Here is a 15,142-nt window from a genome sequence, read left to right as displayed (position 1 = left end):
CATGTTGCAGCGCCCGGTAATTGCCGAGTAATCGGCCACGTCCGCCTGGTCGCAGACTCAGCGATTACCCCGCAATTACGCGGCATAAGTAGCTTTTTCTAAAAAGCACACGAATTAGAGGTCGGTATCCCATGGCGAACGAAGAAGAGCTCCGTAAATACCTCAAGCGAGCCGCGACCGAGTTGCAGACCACCCGCCAGCGCCTCCAGGAGACGGTGGCACGGGCGAACGAGCCGATCGCGATCGTCAGCATGGCCTGCCGGTTCCCCGGCGGAGTGGCCTCGCCCGAGGATCTGTGGGACGTCGTGGCACAGGGCCGCGACCTGGTCTCGGGCTGGCCGACCGATCGCGGCTGGGATTCGGGCGCCTACGACCCGGATCCGGAGAAGGAGGGGACGTCGTATGTGCGCGACGGCGGATTCCTCTACGACGCGGCCGATTTCGACGCCGCGTTCTTCGGGATCAGCCCCCGCGAGGCCATGGCGATGGATCCGCAGCAGCGGTTGCTGCTGGAGTCCGCGTGGGAGGTGCTGGAACGCGCCGGCATCGACCCGGCGACGCTGCGCGGCACCGACACCGGCGTATTCGCCGGACTGATCTCCACCCCCTACGGGCCTGCCATCACCGGTGACCGCGAGGGGCTCGGCGCGCTGTTGCTGACCGGGCGCACCTCCAGTGTCGCCTCGGGGCGCATCGCCTACACGCTCGGCCTGGAAGGCCCGGCTGTCACCCTGGACACGGCGTGCTCCTCCTCGCTGGTGGCGATGCACCAGGCGGTGCAGTCGCTGCGCACCCGGGAGTCGAGCCTGGCCCTGGCCGGCGGTGTGTGCGTCTTCGCGACCACCGAAGCGTTCGTGGGCTTCTCGGCGCAGCGGGGCCTGTCGGCTGACGGCCGCTGCAAGTCCTACGCCTCGGCCGCGGACGGCACCTCCTGGGGCGAGGGCGTCGGCATGGTGCTGCTGGAACGTCTCTCGGACGCGCGCCGCAACGGTCATCCGATCCTGGCGGTGATCCGCGGCAGCGCGGTGAACCAGGACGGCGCCTCCAATGGACTGGTCGCACCGAACGGGCCCGCCCAGCAGCGGGTGATCCGCCAGGCCCTGGCCAACGCGGGCGTGCCCGCCGCCGAGGTCGACCTGGTGGAGGGCCACGGGACCGGCACCGCCCTGGGCGATCCGATCGAGGCGCACGCCCTGCTCTCGACCTACGGCGCCGAGCGCCGCGACGGCGAGCCGCTGTGGCTGGGATCGATCAAGTCGAATATGGGCCACACCCAGGCCGCCGCCGGCGTCGCGGGTGTCATCAAACTGGTGAAGGCCATGGAGCACGGCGTCATGCCGCCGACCCTGCACGTCGACGAGCCGTCCAAACACGTGGACTGGACGGTCGGCGAAGTGCAGCTGGTGACCGAGTCGCGGCCCTGGCCGCGCAACGGCCATCCGCGCCGGGCCGCCGTCTCCTCCTTCGGCATCAGCGGAACCAACGCACACCTGGTGGTGGAGCAGTACACCGAACCCGTCGCCGAGCCGTCCGAGACCGCCGAACCCGAGCCGGACGCCATGCCGGTGATCCCGTGGCTGCTCTCCGCGCGATCCCCGGAGGCGCTGCTCGCGCAGGCGGAGCGGCTGAGCGCGCACGCGCACGCGAATCCCGCGGTGTCGCCGCTGGATATCGGGCTGTCGCTGAGCGCGACCCGCGCCACCTTCGAACACCGCGCGGTGATCCTGGGCCGGGACCGAGCCGAATTGCTCGACGGTGTACAGGCTTTGGCCACCGGCGTGAGCACCGACGCGGTGGTGCGCGGCGTCGCGGGTTCGGTGACCAAGACCACGGTGCTGTTCCCCGGTCAGGGCGCGCAGCGGGTCGGCATGGGCCGGGAGCTGATCGCCGCCTACCCGGTGTACGCGGCGGCCTTCGACGAGGTCTGCGCGCACTTCGACGGCGCCTTCGACACGCCGCTGCGCGAGGTGACCCTCGCCGAACCGGACAGCCCGGAAGCCGAGCTGCTGGACCAGACCGCCTACACCCAGGCGGCCCTGTTCACGGTCGAGGTAGCGCTGTACCGCCTGACCGAATCCTGGGGGCTGCGTACCGATTACGTGATCGGGCACTCCATCGGCGAGATCACCGCGGCCTACGTCGCGGGTGTGTGGTCGCTGGCGGATGCCTGCAAGCTGGTCGCGGCCCGGGGCCGGTTGATGCAGTCGCTGCCCACCGGTGGCGCGATGGTCGCGGTGGCGGCACCGGTCGAGCAGGTGCGGCCCCTGCTCGCCGGGCGTGCCGGCGAGGTCAGCATCGCCGCGGTCAACGGACCGAACGCGGTAGTGGTCTCCGGTGTCGCGGAGGCGGTGGCGGAAATCGTGGAAACGCTTGCCGCACAGGGCGTGCGCACCAAGCAGCTGCGCGTCAGTCATGCTTTCCACTCGCCGCTGATGGATCCGATCCTGGACGAGTTCCGGGCGGTGTGCGACAGCCTGACCCCGATGACGCCGACGCTCGGAGTCATCTCCAACCTCACCGGGCAGCTGGCCGAGACCGCCGAATTGCACTCCGCGGACTACTGGGTCCGGCATCTGCGGGAGCCGGTGCAGTTCCTCGCCGGGGCGCAGTGGGCCCGCCGCCACGGCGGCGCGAAGGTGTTCGTCGAGGTCGGACCGGGCGCCGCGCTCAGCGCGATGACCCAGGACTGCGTCGCCGACACCGACTGGGACGACATCACCGTGGTGCCGGTGCTCCGGCCGCAGCGCGACGAGCGCACCGGCTTCCTCACGGCGCTGGCCACCGCGCACGGCGCCGGCGCGGCCGTGGACTGGACGGCAGCGCTCACCGCGGCGGGCGGGCGGCGAATCGCCCTGCCCACCTACCCGTTCCAGCGCAAACGCTACTGGCTCGACTGCCCGCTCGGTGGCGCGAATGTCCGCGAAGCGGGCTTGCGCGCCAGCGAGCATCCCCTGCTCGGGGCGACCGTGACGCCGGCGCAGGGCGGTGGGCTGCTGCTCACCGGCAGGCTGTCCCGGCACACCCACGCGTGGCTGGCCGACCACACCATCAGCGGGTCGGTACTCCTGCCCGGGACCGCCTTCGTCGAATTGGCCCTGCACATCGGCGATCTGCTGGATTGCCCGCAGGTGGACGAGCTGATTCTGCAGGCGCCGCTGATCCTGCCCGCCGCCGACGGCGTGGAAGTGCAGATCGTGGCCGGGGGCGCGCAGGAATCGGGCGAGCGATCGGTGTCGATCTACTCCCGGCCCGCGGCCGGGACCGAGGATTTCGGCGCCGAGAGCACCTGGACCTGTCACGCGGTGGGTGTGATCGCCCCGGCCGCCGACCCGGCGCCCGCCGACGACCTGGCCCCGTGGCCGCCCGCCGGCGCGGTCGCGATTCCGGTGACCGAGCTCTACGACAACTTCGCCGGAATCGGGTACGAGTACGGGCCGCTGTTCCGCGGGCTGCGTGCCGCCTGGTCGCTGGGGACGGAGGTCTTCGCCGAAGTCGCCCTGCCCGCTCAATCGCAGTCCGAGGCAGCGCGTTTCGGACTGCACCCGGCGCTGCTGGATGCCGCGCTGCACGCGATGGCGTTCACCGGCGACCCGGAAACCGCCGCCGCGGGGGAGATCCGGCTGCCTTTCGCCTGGGAGGGCGTGACGCTGCACGCGATCGGCGCCACCACGGTGCGGGTGCGCGTGACGCCCGACGGCGCCGACCGGATCGGCCTGGTCCTGACCGACCCGTCCGGCCGCTCGGTGGCGACCGTGCGGGCGCTGACGGTCCGCGCGGTGGCGATGGATCATCTGCGCGGCAGCGCGGCGAGCACCGACGAATCGCTGTTCGCGCTCGGCTGGGTGCCGGTGTCGCGACCGGAGGCCGCCCCCGCGGCCGGGACTTGGACGGCGTACACCGTCGCCGAGGAGGACTCGGAGCTCGCCGCGACCTCGGCCACCCTGCACCTGGAGCACTACGAAGGTGGCGGGCGGTCGGCGATCGTGCTGCGAGCGACCGCGGCCGACGGCCCGCCCGCCGACGTGGTGCGGGAACGCGTGTCCGAGGTGCTGACCCGCGTCCAGGCGCTGCTGGCCGGCGGAACGCCGAGCAGCCCGCTGGTGGTGCTCACCCGCCGGGCGGTGGCGGTGCACGGCGCCGAGGACGTCGAGGATCTCGCGGCCGGCGCGATCTGGGGCATGCTGCGCAGCGCCCAGAACGAGAACCCGGGCCGGATCATGATCGTCGACGTCGACGACTGGGCGCACTATCGCGACGCGGTCGAGGTCGCGCTGGCCGTGGACACCGAACCGCAACTGGCGATCCGCGCGACGGCGCTGCACGCCCCGCGCGTGGGTCGCGCCGGCGTCGACACCGTCGGTGCGGCGGACCTCGTCGGCACGACGGACTGGGCGCTCACCGCGCTCGGGTCCGGCGCGCTCAGTGGCGAGAACATGGTGCTCACACCGGTCGAGACCTTCGGCCTCGGGCCGGATCAGGTGCGGGTCGCAGTGCGCGCCACCGGCATGAACTTCCGCGACGTCCTGATCGTGCTCGGCATGTACCCGGATCCGAACGCCCCGATCGGCGGCGAAGGATCCGGCGTGGTGCTGGAAGTCGGTTCCGCCGTCACCGAATTCGCGCCGGGCGACCGGGTGATGGGCCTGTTCGCCGGGGTCGGCTCCACCGTGGTGACCGACCGCCGCACCCTCGTGCCGATGCCCGCCGGGTGGTCGTTCGCGCAGGCTGCCGCGGTGCCCGCGGTGTTCGCCACCGCCTACTACGCCCTGGTGGACCTGGCCAAGGTGCAGGCCGGCGAGACCTTGCTGATCCACGCCGCCACCGGCGGCGTCGGTATGGCCGCGGTGCAACTGGCCCGGCATCTCGGCGTGGAACTGCTGGTCACCGCCAGCACCCCGAAGTGGCGGGTGCTCAAGGCCCAGGGCTTCGACGAGGACCAGATCGGCAACACCCGCACCACCGAGTTCGAGGCGAAGTTCCTGGCCACGACCGACGGTCGAGGCGTGGACGTGGTGCTGGACTCGCTGGCCGGCGAGATGGTCGACGCGTCGCTGCGGCTGCTGCCGCGCGGCGGGCGCTTCGTCGAGATGGGCCTGACGGACCTGCGCGATCCCGACGAGGTCGCGGCCGCGCACCCCGGGGTCTGGTACCGCAACTTCGTCCTGATGGAGGCGGGCGCGGACCGGCTGCACGAGATCATGCTCGAACTGGTCCGCCTGTTCGAGGCCGGTGCGCTGACCACCCTGCCGGTGACCACCTGGGATGTGCGCCGGGCGCCGGAGGCGTTCCGGTTCCTGGGCTCGGCGCGCCACATCGGCAAGAACGTCCTGATGATTCCCGAGGCGATCGACCCCGAGGGCACCGTGCTGATCACCGGCGGCACCGGGTCGCTGGGTGGTCTGGCCGCCCGGCATCTGGTCACCCGCTACGGCGCGCGGCACCTGCTGCTGGTGAGCAGGCGTGGCGCCCAGGCGGATTCGGCCCAGGAGCTGTCCGAGGAACTGACCGCGCTGGGCGCGCGGGTCGGTTTCGCCGCCTGCGACGTGGCCGACCCCGACGCCTTGGCGGCGGTGCTGGCCGGCATCGACGCCGAGCATCGGCTGACCGCCGTCGTGCACACCGCGGGCGTGATCGACGACGCGCTGTTCATCGGCCAGACTCCCAAGCACATCGAGGCCGTGTTCCGGTCCAAGGCGGACGCGGCCTGGAATCTGCACGAGGCGACGCGCGAGCTGGACCTCTCCCTGTTCGTCCTGTTCTCCTCGGTGGCGGGCGTTTTCGGCTCGCCCGGTCAGGCGAACTACGCGGGCGCCAATGCCTTCCTGGACGCGCTGGCCCAGCACCGGCACACGCTCGGCCTGCCCGCGACGTCGCTGGCCTGGGGTCTGTGGGAACGCGCCACCGGGATGACCGAGCACCTCACCGCCCAGGACCGCGCCCGGATCCATCGGGAGGGCTTCCTGCCGATCCCCGACGAGGAGGGGCTGGCACTGCTCGACTCGGCGCTCACGCTGGGACAGGCGACGGCGGTCCCCGCGAAGATCGACGTCGCGACCCTGCGCAAGAACATCGACGATCTGCCGGCGACCCTGCGCGCGGTGGTGCGGGCGGGCCGGCGCACCGCGGACGGCGGATCGGTCGAGTCGTCGAAGCTGGTGGCGAGCCTGATCGGAAAGAGCGAGACCGAGCAGGAACGGCTCATCCTGGAAATCATCCGGGCACACGGTGCAGCGGTCCTCGGACACGATTCGCCGGAGGCGGTGGGCGTGGATCAGCCGTTCATGGATCTCGGGTTCGACTCGCTCAGCGCCGTGGAATTCCGGAACCGGCTGAAATCCTCGACCGGCGCGAAACTGCCGACCACCGTGGTGTTCGACTATCCGACGCCCGCCGCGCTGGCGGGATATCTGCGCCAGCAGATCGCCCCGGCCGACGACCGTCCGGCGCGGATCGTGGCGCAGATCGACGCGCTGCGCGGCGTCTGCGCCGACGTCGAACTCGACCGCTCCGAACTCGACGACATCACCGCGAGGCTGAACGAGCTGGTCCGCACGCTGCGCGGGGAGGAACCCGACGAGGTGCTGGCCAGCTTGGACAGCGCCGACGACGACGAGCTGTTCGACTTCATCGACAAGCCGCGCTCGGCAGCGGCCTACGGCGCGGCGGGGTCGCTCTGATGGCGACCGAGGCGGAGCTGCGCAAGTACCTGAAGAAGGCGGCGCGCGAACTGCACGAAAGCCAGCAGCGGGTCCAGGAATTGGACGCGCGACTGTCCGAGCCCATCGCGATCATCGGCATGGGCTGCCGCTTTCCGGGCGGGCTGCGCTCGCCCGAGGAGCTGTGGCAGGCCCTGGCGCAGGGCCGGGATCTGATGTCGGACTTCCCGGCGGATCGAGGCTGGGATCTGGACGCGTTCTACGACCCCGATCCGGACGCGGATTTCGCGTCCGCCGTGCGGACCGGCGCCTTCATCCGGGACGCGGGCGAGTTCGACGCGGGATTCTTCGGGATCAGCCCGCGCGAGGCCCGGGCGATGGACCCGCAGCATCGACTGCTGCTGGAGGTCGCCTGGGAGACGATCGAGCGGGCCCGGATCGATCCGGTCTCGTTGCGCGGGAGCGCGACCGGGGTGTACGTCGGGATGAACGATCAGGGCTACGCCCTGACCAACCCCGAGTCCTGGGCCGGCGGGCTGAGCTACACCCTCACCGGCAACGCGCCGGCCGTCGCGTCGGGACGGATCTCCTACCTGTTCGGATTCGACGGTCCCGCCGTCACTTTGGACACGGCGTGCTCGTCGTCACTGGTGGCGCTGCATCAGGCCGCGCAGGCGCTGCGAGCGGGCGAATGCTCACTGGCGCTGGTCGGCGGGGTGACGGTGATGGCGACGGCCGCGCCCTTCTCGATCTTCTCCCGGCAGCGTGCGCTGGCTCCGGACGGGCGGTGCAAGGCCTTCGCCTCCGCCGCGGACGGCACCGCCTGGGGTGAGGCCGCCGGGCTGTTGCTCATCGAAAGGTTGTCCGACGCACGCCGGAACGGGCACCCGGTGCTGGCCGTGGTGCGTGGTTCCGCGGTGAACCAGGACGGCGCGTCCAACGGGCTGACCGCGCCCAGCGGTCTGGCTCAGCAGCGCGTCATCCGGCAGGCGCTGGCCAACGCCCGGCTCTCGCCGCTGGACATCGATGTCGTCGAAGGGCATGGCACCGGCACCGTGCTCGGCGATCCGATCGAGGCACAGGCGCTGCTGGCGGTGTACGGCCAGGATCGGCCCGAGGAGTCGCCGCTGTGGTTGGGCTCGATCAAGTCGAACATGGGCCACACCCAGACCGCCGCCGGGGTCGCCGGAATCATCAAGGCGGTCCTGGCGATGCGGGCGGGTACCGTGCCCGCGACCCTGAATGTCGACGAGCCGTCCACCCACGTCGACTGGACGGTGGGGCCGGTCCGGCTGGCCACCGCCGCGCAGCCCTGGCCGGGGACCGGCCGAGCGCGCCGGGCCGCGGTGTCCTCGTTCGGCATCAGCGGCACCAATGTGCACGTCGTCCTGGAGCACGATCCGGAGGCTGCGGCGGAAACCTCTGATCGCGCGGCGGAGCCGACCGGCGTCGTGCAACCGTGGGTGCTGTCGGCGAAATCGAGTGGCGCGCTGCGCGATCAAGCCGACGCGCTGCGCGAGACCTTGGCGGCTGATCCCGGCGGCGCGCTGACCGACATCGGGTATTCGCTGGCCGCCACCCGTGCCGCGTTCGAGCACCGGGCGGTGCTGATCGCGGACAGCCGGGCCGATTTCCTGGCCGGCCTCGCCGCGGTCGCGCAGGACGCCTTCGCGCCGACCACGGTGCAGGGCCGGGCCCGTCAGCGCGGCCGGCTGGCCGTGGTGCTGCCCGGCCAAGGCAGCCAGATGCCGGGCATGGGCAGTGAACTCTACGAACGGTTCCCGGTTTTCGCCGGCGCCTTCGACGAGCTGTGCGCCGCGTTCGACGAGCACCTCGACGGGTCCCTGCGCACGGCGATCCTCGGCTCGGCCGACGGTGTGCTGGATCGCACGGACTACACCCAGCCCGCGCTGTTCACCGTCGAGGTCGCCCTCTTCCGGTTGCTCGAATCCTGGGGGGTGCAGCCGGATTTCGTGCTCGGTCACTCGGTCGGCGAATTGGCCGCCGCGCATATCGGCGGTGTCCTGTCCCTGCCCGACGCGGTCGCCGTGGTGGCCGCGCGGGGCCGTCTCATGCAGGCGCTCCCGCCCGGCGCGATGGTCTCGGTGCGGGCTTCGTTCGAGGAGGTCGTCGCGGCGCTGGGCGAGCACGCCGACCAGGTGGCGGTCGCGGCGGCGAACGGCCCGAATTCGACCGTGATCTCCGGCGCCGAGGACGCGGTGCTGGCGGTGGCGCGGAGCTGGCGCGAGCGCGGACGCCGGATCAAGCGGCTCAAGGCGGAGCGGGCCTTCCACTCGCCGCAGCTGGACAGCATGCTGGCCGACTTCGCGGCGGTGCTCGGGCAGGTCCAGCTGCGGGATTCGGCTGTTCCGCTAGTGTCCAACGTGACCGGTGTACTCGCGACCGCGGCCGAGCTCCGGTCGCCCGGTTACTGGGTGCGCCAAGCCCGCGAACCGGTCCGATTCGGCGACGGCATCCAGTTCCTGCTGGCCTCCGGGGTGACCACGCTGCTCGAGGTCGGACCGGGCGAGGTGCTGTCCGGGCTGAGCCACGAATGCATGACCGACGCGGCCTGCTCGGCGATCCCCGTCATGCGCGGCGTCGAGCAGCAGGAGCGTGGCCTGCTCCGGGCGCTGGCCGGTGCCTGGACCCGCGGCGTCCCGGTGCGGTGGGCCTCGATCTTCGCCGATTCCGGCGCCCGCGCGGTCGATCTGCCCACCTACCGTTTCCAGCGCCGCAACTACTGGAGCGGAAGCGCGGAGCAGGAGCCGGACGTCGTCGGCAGCGTGGGCGAACTCGATACGCGGTCGCGCGAGCAGGCCGTAGCGGCGCTGCGCGAGAGCCTGCTCGCGCTACCGGAAGCGGCGCAGACCGAGTCGGTGCTGGCGCTGGTGAAGTCCCAGATCCGGGAAATACTCATCGATCTGGCCGACGACGAGATCGAGGTGGAGGCGACGATCCTCGAAGTCGGTCTCACCTCCCTGTCGGCCCTGGAATTGCGCAGCCGCCTGGTGGTGCTCACCGGTGTCGCGCTGTCCCTGGAAGACCTGTTCACCCATCCGACCCCACGCGCCCTCGCCGAACTCATCCGCGGCCGCGCCCTGGAGGCCGTCGGTGACGAGAACACGCTGATCAAGCTGTGAGGACGAGATGACGATCGAAGAGATACCGCCGGCCGCCGAATCCCCCTCCACGGAGCTGCGGTTCGAGCAGACCGTGCCCTGCGGGCTGGCGCACCGCCGGGCGCTGGGTGAGGTGTTCGTCGCCGACACCGCGGCCGCCGGGCCGGACGAGTACCTGGCCGCGATCCAGCTGCCGCGAGCCCATTCGCTGTGGTTCGACCGGGTGGCCCGCTTCCACGATCCGCTCTCGGTGGTGGAAGCGGTGCGCCAGGCCCTCATCGTGATCGGGCACCGCTATCTGCGCGTGCCGCCGAACACTCCGGTGAGCCTGCAGCGCTTGTCGATCTGCGTGGAAGACCTCAGCGCCTTCCGCGACACCGAACGCTCGCCGCTGGAAGGAATCGTGCGGGCGCGCGCGGACGGTGCCTCGGCCAGTCGCGGCTACTTCACCGATACGTCCTTCGACACCACGGTGACCATCGGCGGCGCACTGGCGATGACCCTCACCGGTGGCGGAATCGCCTTCCCCGCCGAGGCCTACGACGAATTGCGCAGCTACCGGCGTTCGCTGCAATCCACCGAGTTCGGGCTGCCCGTCGGCCTGACCCCGCTGGATCCGGTGCTGGTGGGCCGCCGCGATCCGCGCAACGTGGTGCTGGGTTCGGCGGTCGCGCTGCCCGACGGGGCGGGGTGGCGGTTTCCGATCGTCGCGAACCCGGCGCACCCGTCGTTCTTCGATCACGAATACGACCATGTGCCCGGCCCGCTGCTGATCGAAGCGTTCCGCCAGGCGGCGGTCTTCGCCGCCGTGGGCAGCGGATCGCTGGCGGCCGAGGCGGCGGCGATCGTCGGCATCGAGGCCGAATTCACTGATTTCGCCGAACTCGACTCGCGGCTGGACTGCACCGTCACCGCCGCCACGGCGGACGCCGATCTCGGCGAGTACTTCGCGGAGCTGGCGCTGTACCAGTTCGACGAGCAGATCGGCCACGCCCGCATCGAACTGGCGCCCTATCCGCACGCCCCTGCCCTCTACGTCTAGGAGACGGACCAGTGGAATCCTCAGCACACACGATCGGTAAGCAGGTCGCCGTGGTCGGCGGCGGTATATCCGGCATCGCCGCGGCGTGCCGGCTCGAGCAGGCCGGCTACCGGGTCGACCTGCTCGAGGGCACCGGCACGCTGGGCGGCCGATGCGGCATCGACCGCCTCGGCGAACGCCCGGTCATGATGGGCGGCAAGAACATCGGCCACAACTACTCGACCCTGCGTACCCTGCTGGCGGAGCTGGGCGTGCACCTGTACGAGCCGTTCGGCATCAACACCTCCCGGATGATCGACGGGAAGCTCACCACGCTGGACAGTCAGCATCTGTTCAGTGAGATGCGCAAGAGCCTGGGGCGGATCGGGTCCCGCAAAGACGTGGGCAAGCTGCTCTACCTGGGCACTCGCGTGAAAAGCAATGTGGACAACCGGTTCCTGGGCTCGGCGACCTTCACCAAGATCGCCGCCAAGAGCGATCACCTCCCGCTGAGCGAGCACTTCGGGCCGGATCTGACCCAGAATCTGTTCCGCCCGATGACCGTGCGCATGAACGGCGCCGAACCCGACGAGGTCTACCTCGGTACCTTCGGCACCAACCTCGCGATGATGCTGGACAACTACGACCAGCTGACCCACGGGATCGAGCCCGCGTTCGAAGCGCTGGCGAAACGGGTTGCGGTGCGGCTGAATTCGCGCGTCGACGGGCTGGTGGTGCGGCACGGACGGGTGACCGGACTGCGCGTGGTGACGCCGGACGGCCCGCCGGTCGAGCAGGACTACGACGGCGTCGTGCTGGCCGTCCCGGCCTACGCTGCCGCGGACATCGTCAAGTCCGAGCTGCCGAAACTGAGTGGCGTTCTGGCGAGCGTCAACTATTTCCCCGCGACCGTCGCGGTGGTCGAATACGAGCGCCCGGTCTTCAGCCCGGCCATTCGCGCCATCGCCCTCGACAACGGCCCGTGCAGCAACGCGGGGGTCTACGGCGTCAACGATCTCAATGTGGTGCGCTACACCTTCAGTGGGCGGGCGGCGCGGCCGCTACCGTCGGCCGATCAGTTGGCGGAGTGGATCGACGACGCCGAGGCGCGGATTCAGGAGATGCTGGGCGTCGGCAAAATCGATCGGGTGCGGATGGTCACCCAGCAATGGGATTACGCCTATTGTGGCTATCTGCCATTTCATGGTGACTTTCTGTCACAGGTAAATTCACAGGTGCACAGTCTCGCCGGTCTCGAATTGGCCGGAGATTACATGCTCGGTGCGCCATTGGAAGCGTGTGCGCGCTCCGGTTCCGCGGCAGCGCGGCGACTATTGTCCGGGGTCGAACCGCATTCCCATAACGGCTGAATGAATTCTGGATGTACTCATGGGGGCTGGAGTGGTTCGAATCGCGTCCGGGCACGCCTCGAATTCCGAACGGCGGGTCGCGGAGGCGATCGCGGTGCTCGGGGACGAGAGCACCACCGAGCGGGTAGCGGTGCTGCTGAAGACCGATACCGTGTGGGTCCAGGCGGTGCTGGAGCAGCTGACCGAGGACGGATTGGTCGAGGGCGCGCGCCTGTGCCTGCCCACGATTCGGCGGCGCCTGCTGCGGGACATGTCCTACGACGTCCGCCGGATACTCTTCCACCGCGCGGCGGGACTGTTGTACGAGCATCGGGCACCGGCCGCCGTGGTGGCCGACCTGCTGCTCGGCGCGGGTTACGCCCAATTCGCCTGGGCCACCGTCGTCTTGCGCGACGCGGCCGAGCAGGCGCGACGTGACGACCAGGTGGACACCGCGCTGCAGTACCTCGAGCTCGCTTACCGGGTCACGCCGCGCGCCGCCGACCGGGCCGCGATCTCGGCCCAGTCGGCGGCCATCGAGTGGCAGGTGAATCCGTCGACGGCGACCCGCAACTTCACCCGCGTCACCGCGGCCGCGCGCACCGGGCTGCTCGATCGGCGGACGCTGCCGCGTGTCATCCGCTACCACCTGTGGCACGGCTGCCTCGAAGACGCTGACCACGCGTTGACCCTGCTCGCCGTGGCGCCGGAGACGAACGCGCCCACCGGGACCGACGAGGTGGACTTCCTGCAGGCCTGGCTGGCGTATTCGTATCCGGACCTGGCCCGGCCGCCCCGCACGGCCGGCGGCGGGACCGATGCGTCCCGTGCCGCCGACACGCGATCGGCGCCGGGGCTGGCGGCTACGGTCCTGTCCGGCATCGTGACCGGCGCCGACCCCGCCGAGGTCGCCGCCGGTGCGCAACGGATCCTGGACGGCCACCGGCTCAGCTCGGCCACCGTCGACGCGCTGACCGTGGCGGTGGAAACCCTGATTCTGCTGGACCGGCTGCCCGCCGCGGCCTCGTGGTGCGATGTCCTGCTCGCGGAGGCCAAGGCGCGCCAGGGGCCCGCCTGGAAGGCGATTTTCGCCGGGCTGCGCGCGGAGATCGCGCTGCGGCAGGGCGATCTGGCGGCCGCCGAGCGGTTGGCCACGCTGGCACTGAATCAGATCCCGGCCAAGAACCTCGGCACGATGGTGGGCGGCCCCATCGCGATCCTGGTGTCCACCCTCACGGCGGCGGGCCGGCTCGCGGAAGCCGAAACCCAGCTGGGCCGCGCGGTGCCGGATTCGTTGTTCCGCTCCCGGTTCGGGCTGCGCTACCTGCACGCCCGCGGCCATCTGGCGCTGGCGGACGGCCGCGTCGAGGAGGCCATCGCGGACTTCTGGACCTGCGGCGCCCTGATGCGGCGGTGGGGCATCGACCTGCCGGGCCTGGTGCCGTGGCGCAATGACCTGGCCGAGGCCTACCTACGACGCGGCGAGCCGGACCGCGCCAAATACTTCGCGTCCGCGCATCTGGCGCGCCTCACCAGGGCGGACGCCCATCCGACCGGCGGGGTGTCGCTGCGGCTCCTGGCGGCGGCCCGGGATCGACGGCGACGGCTGGAGCTGCTGCGCGAATCCGAGTCCATCGCCAGAGCTTCCGGCGACAAGCTGGAAATCGCCCGGGTGCTCGCGGCGCTGGCCGAGGCGTATCGCGAGGTCGAGCCGCCCGGAGCGGAGCCGCCGCAGCGGTCCCGCACCCTGGGTCGCCAGGTGGCCCGGATGACCCGGGAATGTGGCGCGGCCCGGCACTATGTGGAGCCGCACCGGCCGACGGCGCTGGAGGGTGACTCCGTCGCGGCCGCGCCGTCGTCGTTGAGCCCCGCCGAACTGCGGGTCGCGCGCCTGGCCGCCGACGGCGCGCGCAATCGCGATATCGCGGACACGCTGGGGGTGACCATCAGTACCGTGGAACAGCATCTGACCCGCGCTTATCGAAAATTGAACGTGGCACGGCGATCGGAGTTGCGCTTTGCGCTGCGGCGCGCGCAACCGGCTATCGCCGCGTCCGCCCCGCCGAATCCCCGTCCAGCTGACCCAGCAGCGTAGGGTCCTGGCGCAGGATGAGCCGGTGCAGTTCCTGCAGCTCGTGGCCGGGTTCGATGCCGACGGTGTGCACCAGCGCGTCCCGGGTGCGGCGGAAGACGTTGAGTGCGTCGACCTGCCGCCCGGATCGGTACAGCGCGAGCATGTATTGCCGGCACAGGTTTTCGCGCAGCGGCTCGGCACCGGTCAGCACCTCCAGCTCGGGCGTGAGTTCTCGATGCCGGCCGCAGGCCAGGGCCGCGTCGAAGCAGTCTTCGTAGACGGCCATGCGCTCGTCCTCGATCGCCACGATCTCCGACCAGCGGGAATGGGACTCGCCCAGATCCTCCAAGGCGTTTCCGGCCCACAGCGCCAGCGCCCGGCGCAGGAGATCGATCCCTTCCTCGAGATTCCCGGCGCCGATCGCGCCGCGGCCCCGCAGTGCCAGTTGCCGGAACTGGTGCAGATCCAGTGATTCCAGGGAGATCCAGAAGAGATATCCAGGGGCGCGAGTCATCAGGGCCACCGTCGCGTCGGCTTGGTCGGCGATCATGCGGCGGATCGCCCAGACCGAGTTCTGGATGATCTTGCGCGCCGTCGACGGCGGTTCACCCTGCCAGAGCACCTCTTGTAATCGACTGGTCGGCACGACCTGGTTGGCATTCAAAAGTAAATAGCCCAGCACCGCTCGCTGCGTCATTCCACCGAGGGCGAGATCGTTGCCTTCGGCACTTACTCTCAGTTGACCCAGGATTGAGAACTCCATGATGGCTATGACGCCCCCGTACCAATCGATCGAAAATAATGAGGCGTACGCCGACCATGCGAATGACCGCTCGGTTCGAGCGGGCCTTCGCAACTGTCTCCAGCCACCCCCGAAAGCGAGCATATAGCAGAATCTTTGATTCGGCCCGAGCCGCGCG

Annotated in this window: 6 protein-coding genes; 5 read left to right on the top strand and 1 reads right to left on the bottom strand. The window is 70.6% G+C overall.

The features are described from left to right. The first annotated feature begins 131 nt into the window (after positions 1-131). Genes AB0I43_RS04515 through AB0I43_RS04495 form a run of 5 tightly spaced genes read left to right on the top strand, consistent with a single transcriptional unit; the run spans position 132 to position 14,243 of the window. Positions 132-6,677 carry a type I polyketide synthase gene (locus tag AB0I43_RS04515; RefSeq protein ID WP_357431225.1) on the top strand — a complete coding sequence of 2,182 codons (6,546 nt, stop codon included), beginning with the start codon at positions 132-134 and terminating at the stop codon, positions 6,675-6,677. After that, on the top strand, positions 6,677-9,799 hold the full coding sequence (locus AB0I43_RS04510) for a type I polyketide synthase (protein ID WP_356974585.1): 3,123 nt from the start codon (positions 6,677-6,679) through the stop codon (positions 9,797-9,799). The genes AB0I43_RS04515 and AB0I43_RS04510 overlap by 1 nt, the downstream gene beginning before the upstream one ends. Before the next feature lie 7 nt (positions 9,800-9,806). Then, entirely contained in the window at positions 9,807-10,820 is a 1,014-nt protein-coding gene (locus AB0I43_RS04505) for an AfsA-related hotdog domain-containing protein (RefSeq protein WP_356974586.1), read from the top strand. 11 nt (positions 10,821-10,831) lie between these two features. Further along, on the top strand, positions 10,832-12,169 hold the full coding sequence (locus AB0I43_RS04500; protein ID WP_356974587.1) for an FAD-dependent oxidoreductase: 1,338 nt from the start codon (positions 10,832-10,834) through the stop codon (positions 12,167-12,169). Positions 12,170-12,200: 31 nt separating this feature from the next. After that, positions 12,201-14,243, top strand: coding sequence for a helix-turn-helix transcriptional regulator (locus AB0I43_RS04495; RefSeq protein ID WP_356974588.1), 2,043 nt, complete (start codon positions 12,201-12,203; stop codon positions 14,241-14,243). Here AB0I43_RS04495 and AB0I43_RS04490 read toward each other — a convergent pair. Then, on the bottom strand, positions 14,191-14,919 hold the full coding sequence (locus AB0I43_RS04490) for an AfsR/SARP family transcriptional regulator (protein WP_356974589.1): 729 nt from the start codon (positions 14,917-14,919) through the stop codon (positions 14,191-14,193). The genes AB0I43_RS04495 and AB0I43_RS04490 overlap by 53 nt on opposite strands. Positions 14,920-15,142: the final 223 nt, after the last annotated feature.

The sequence above is a fragment of the Nocardia sp. NPDC050435 genome, assembly GCF_040655395.1.
Lineage (GTDB): Bacteria > Actinomycetota > Actinomycetes > Mycobacteriales > Mycobacteriaceae > Nocardia.
The sequence above is the reverse complement of the archived record's forward strand: the minus strand, read 5'-3'. Positions and strand labels throughout refer to the sequence as shown.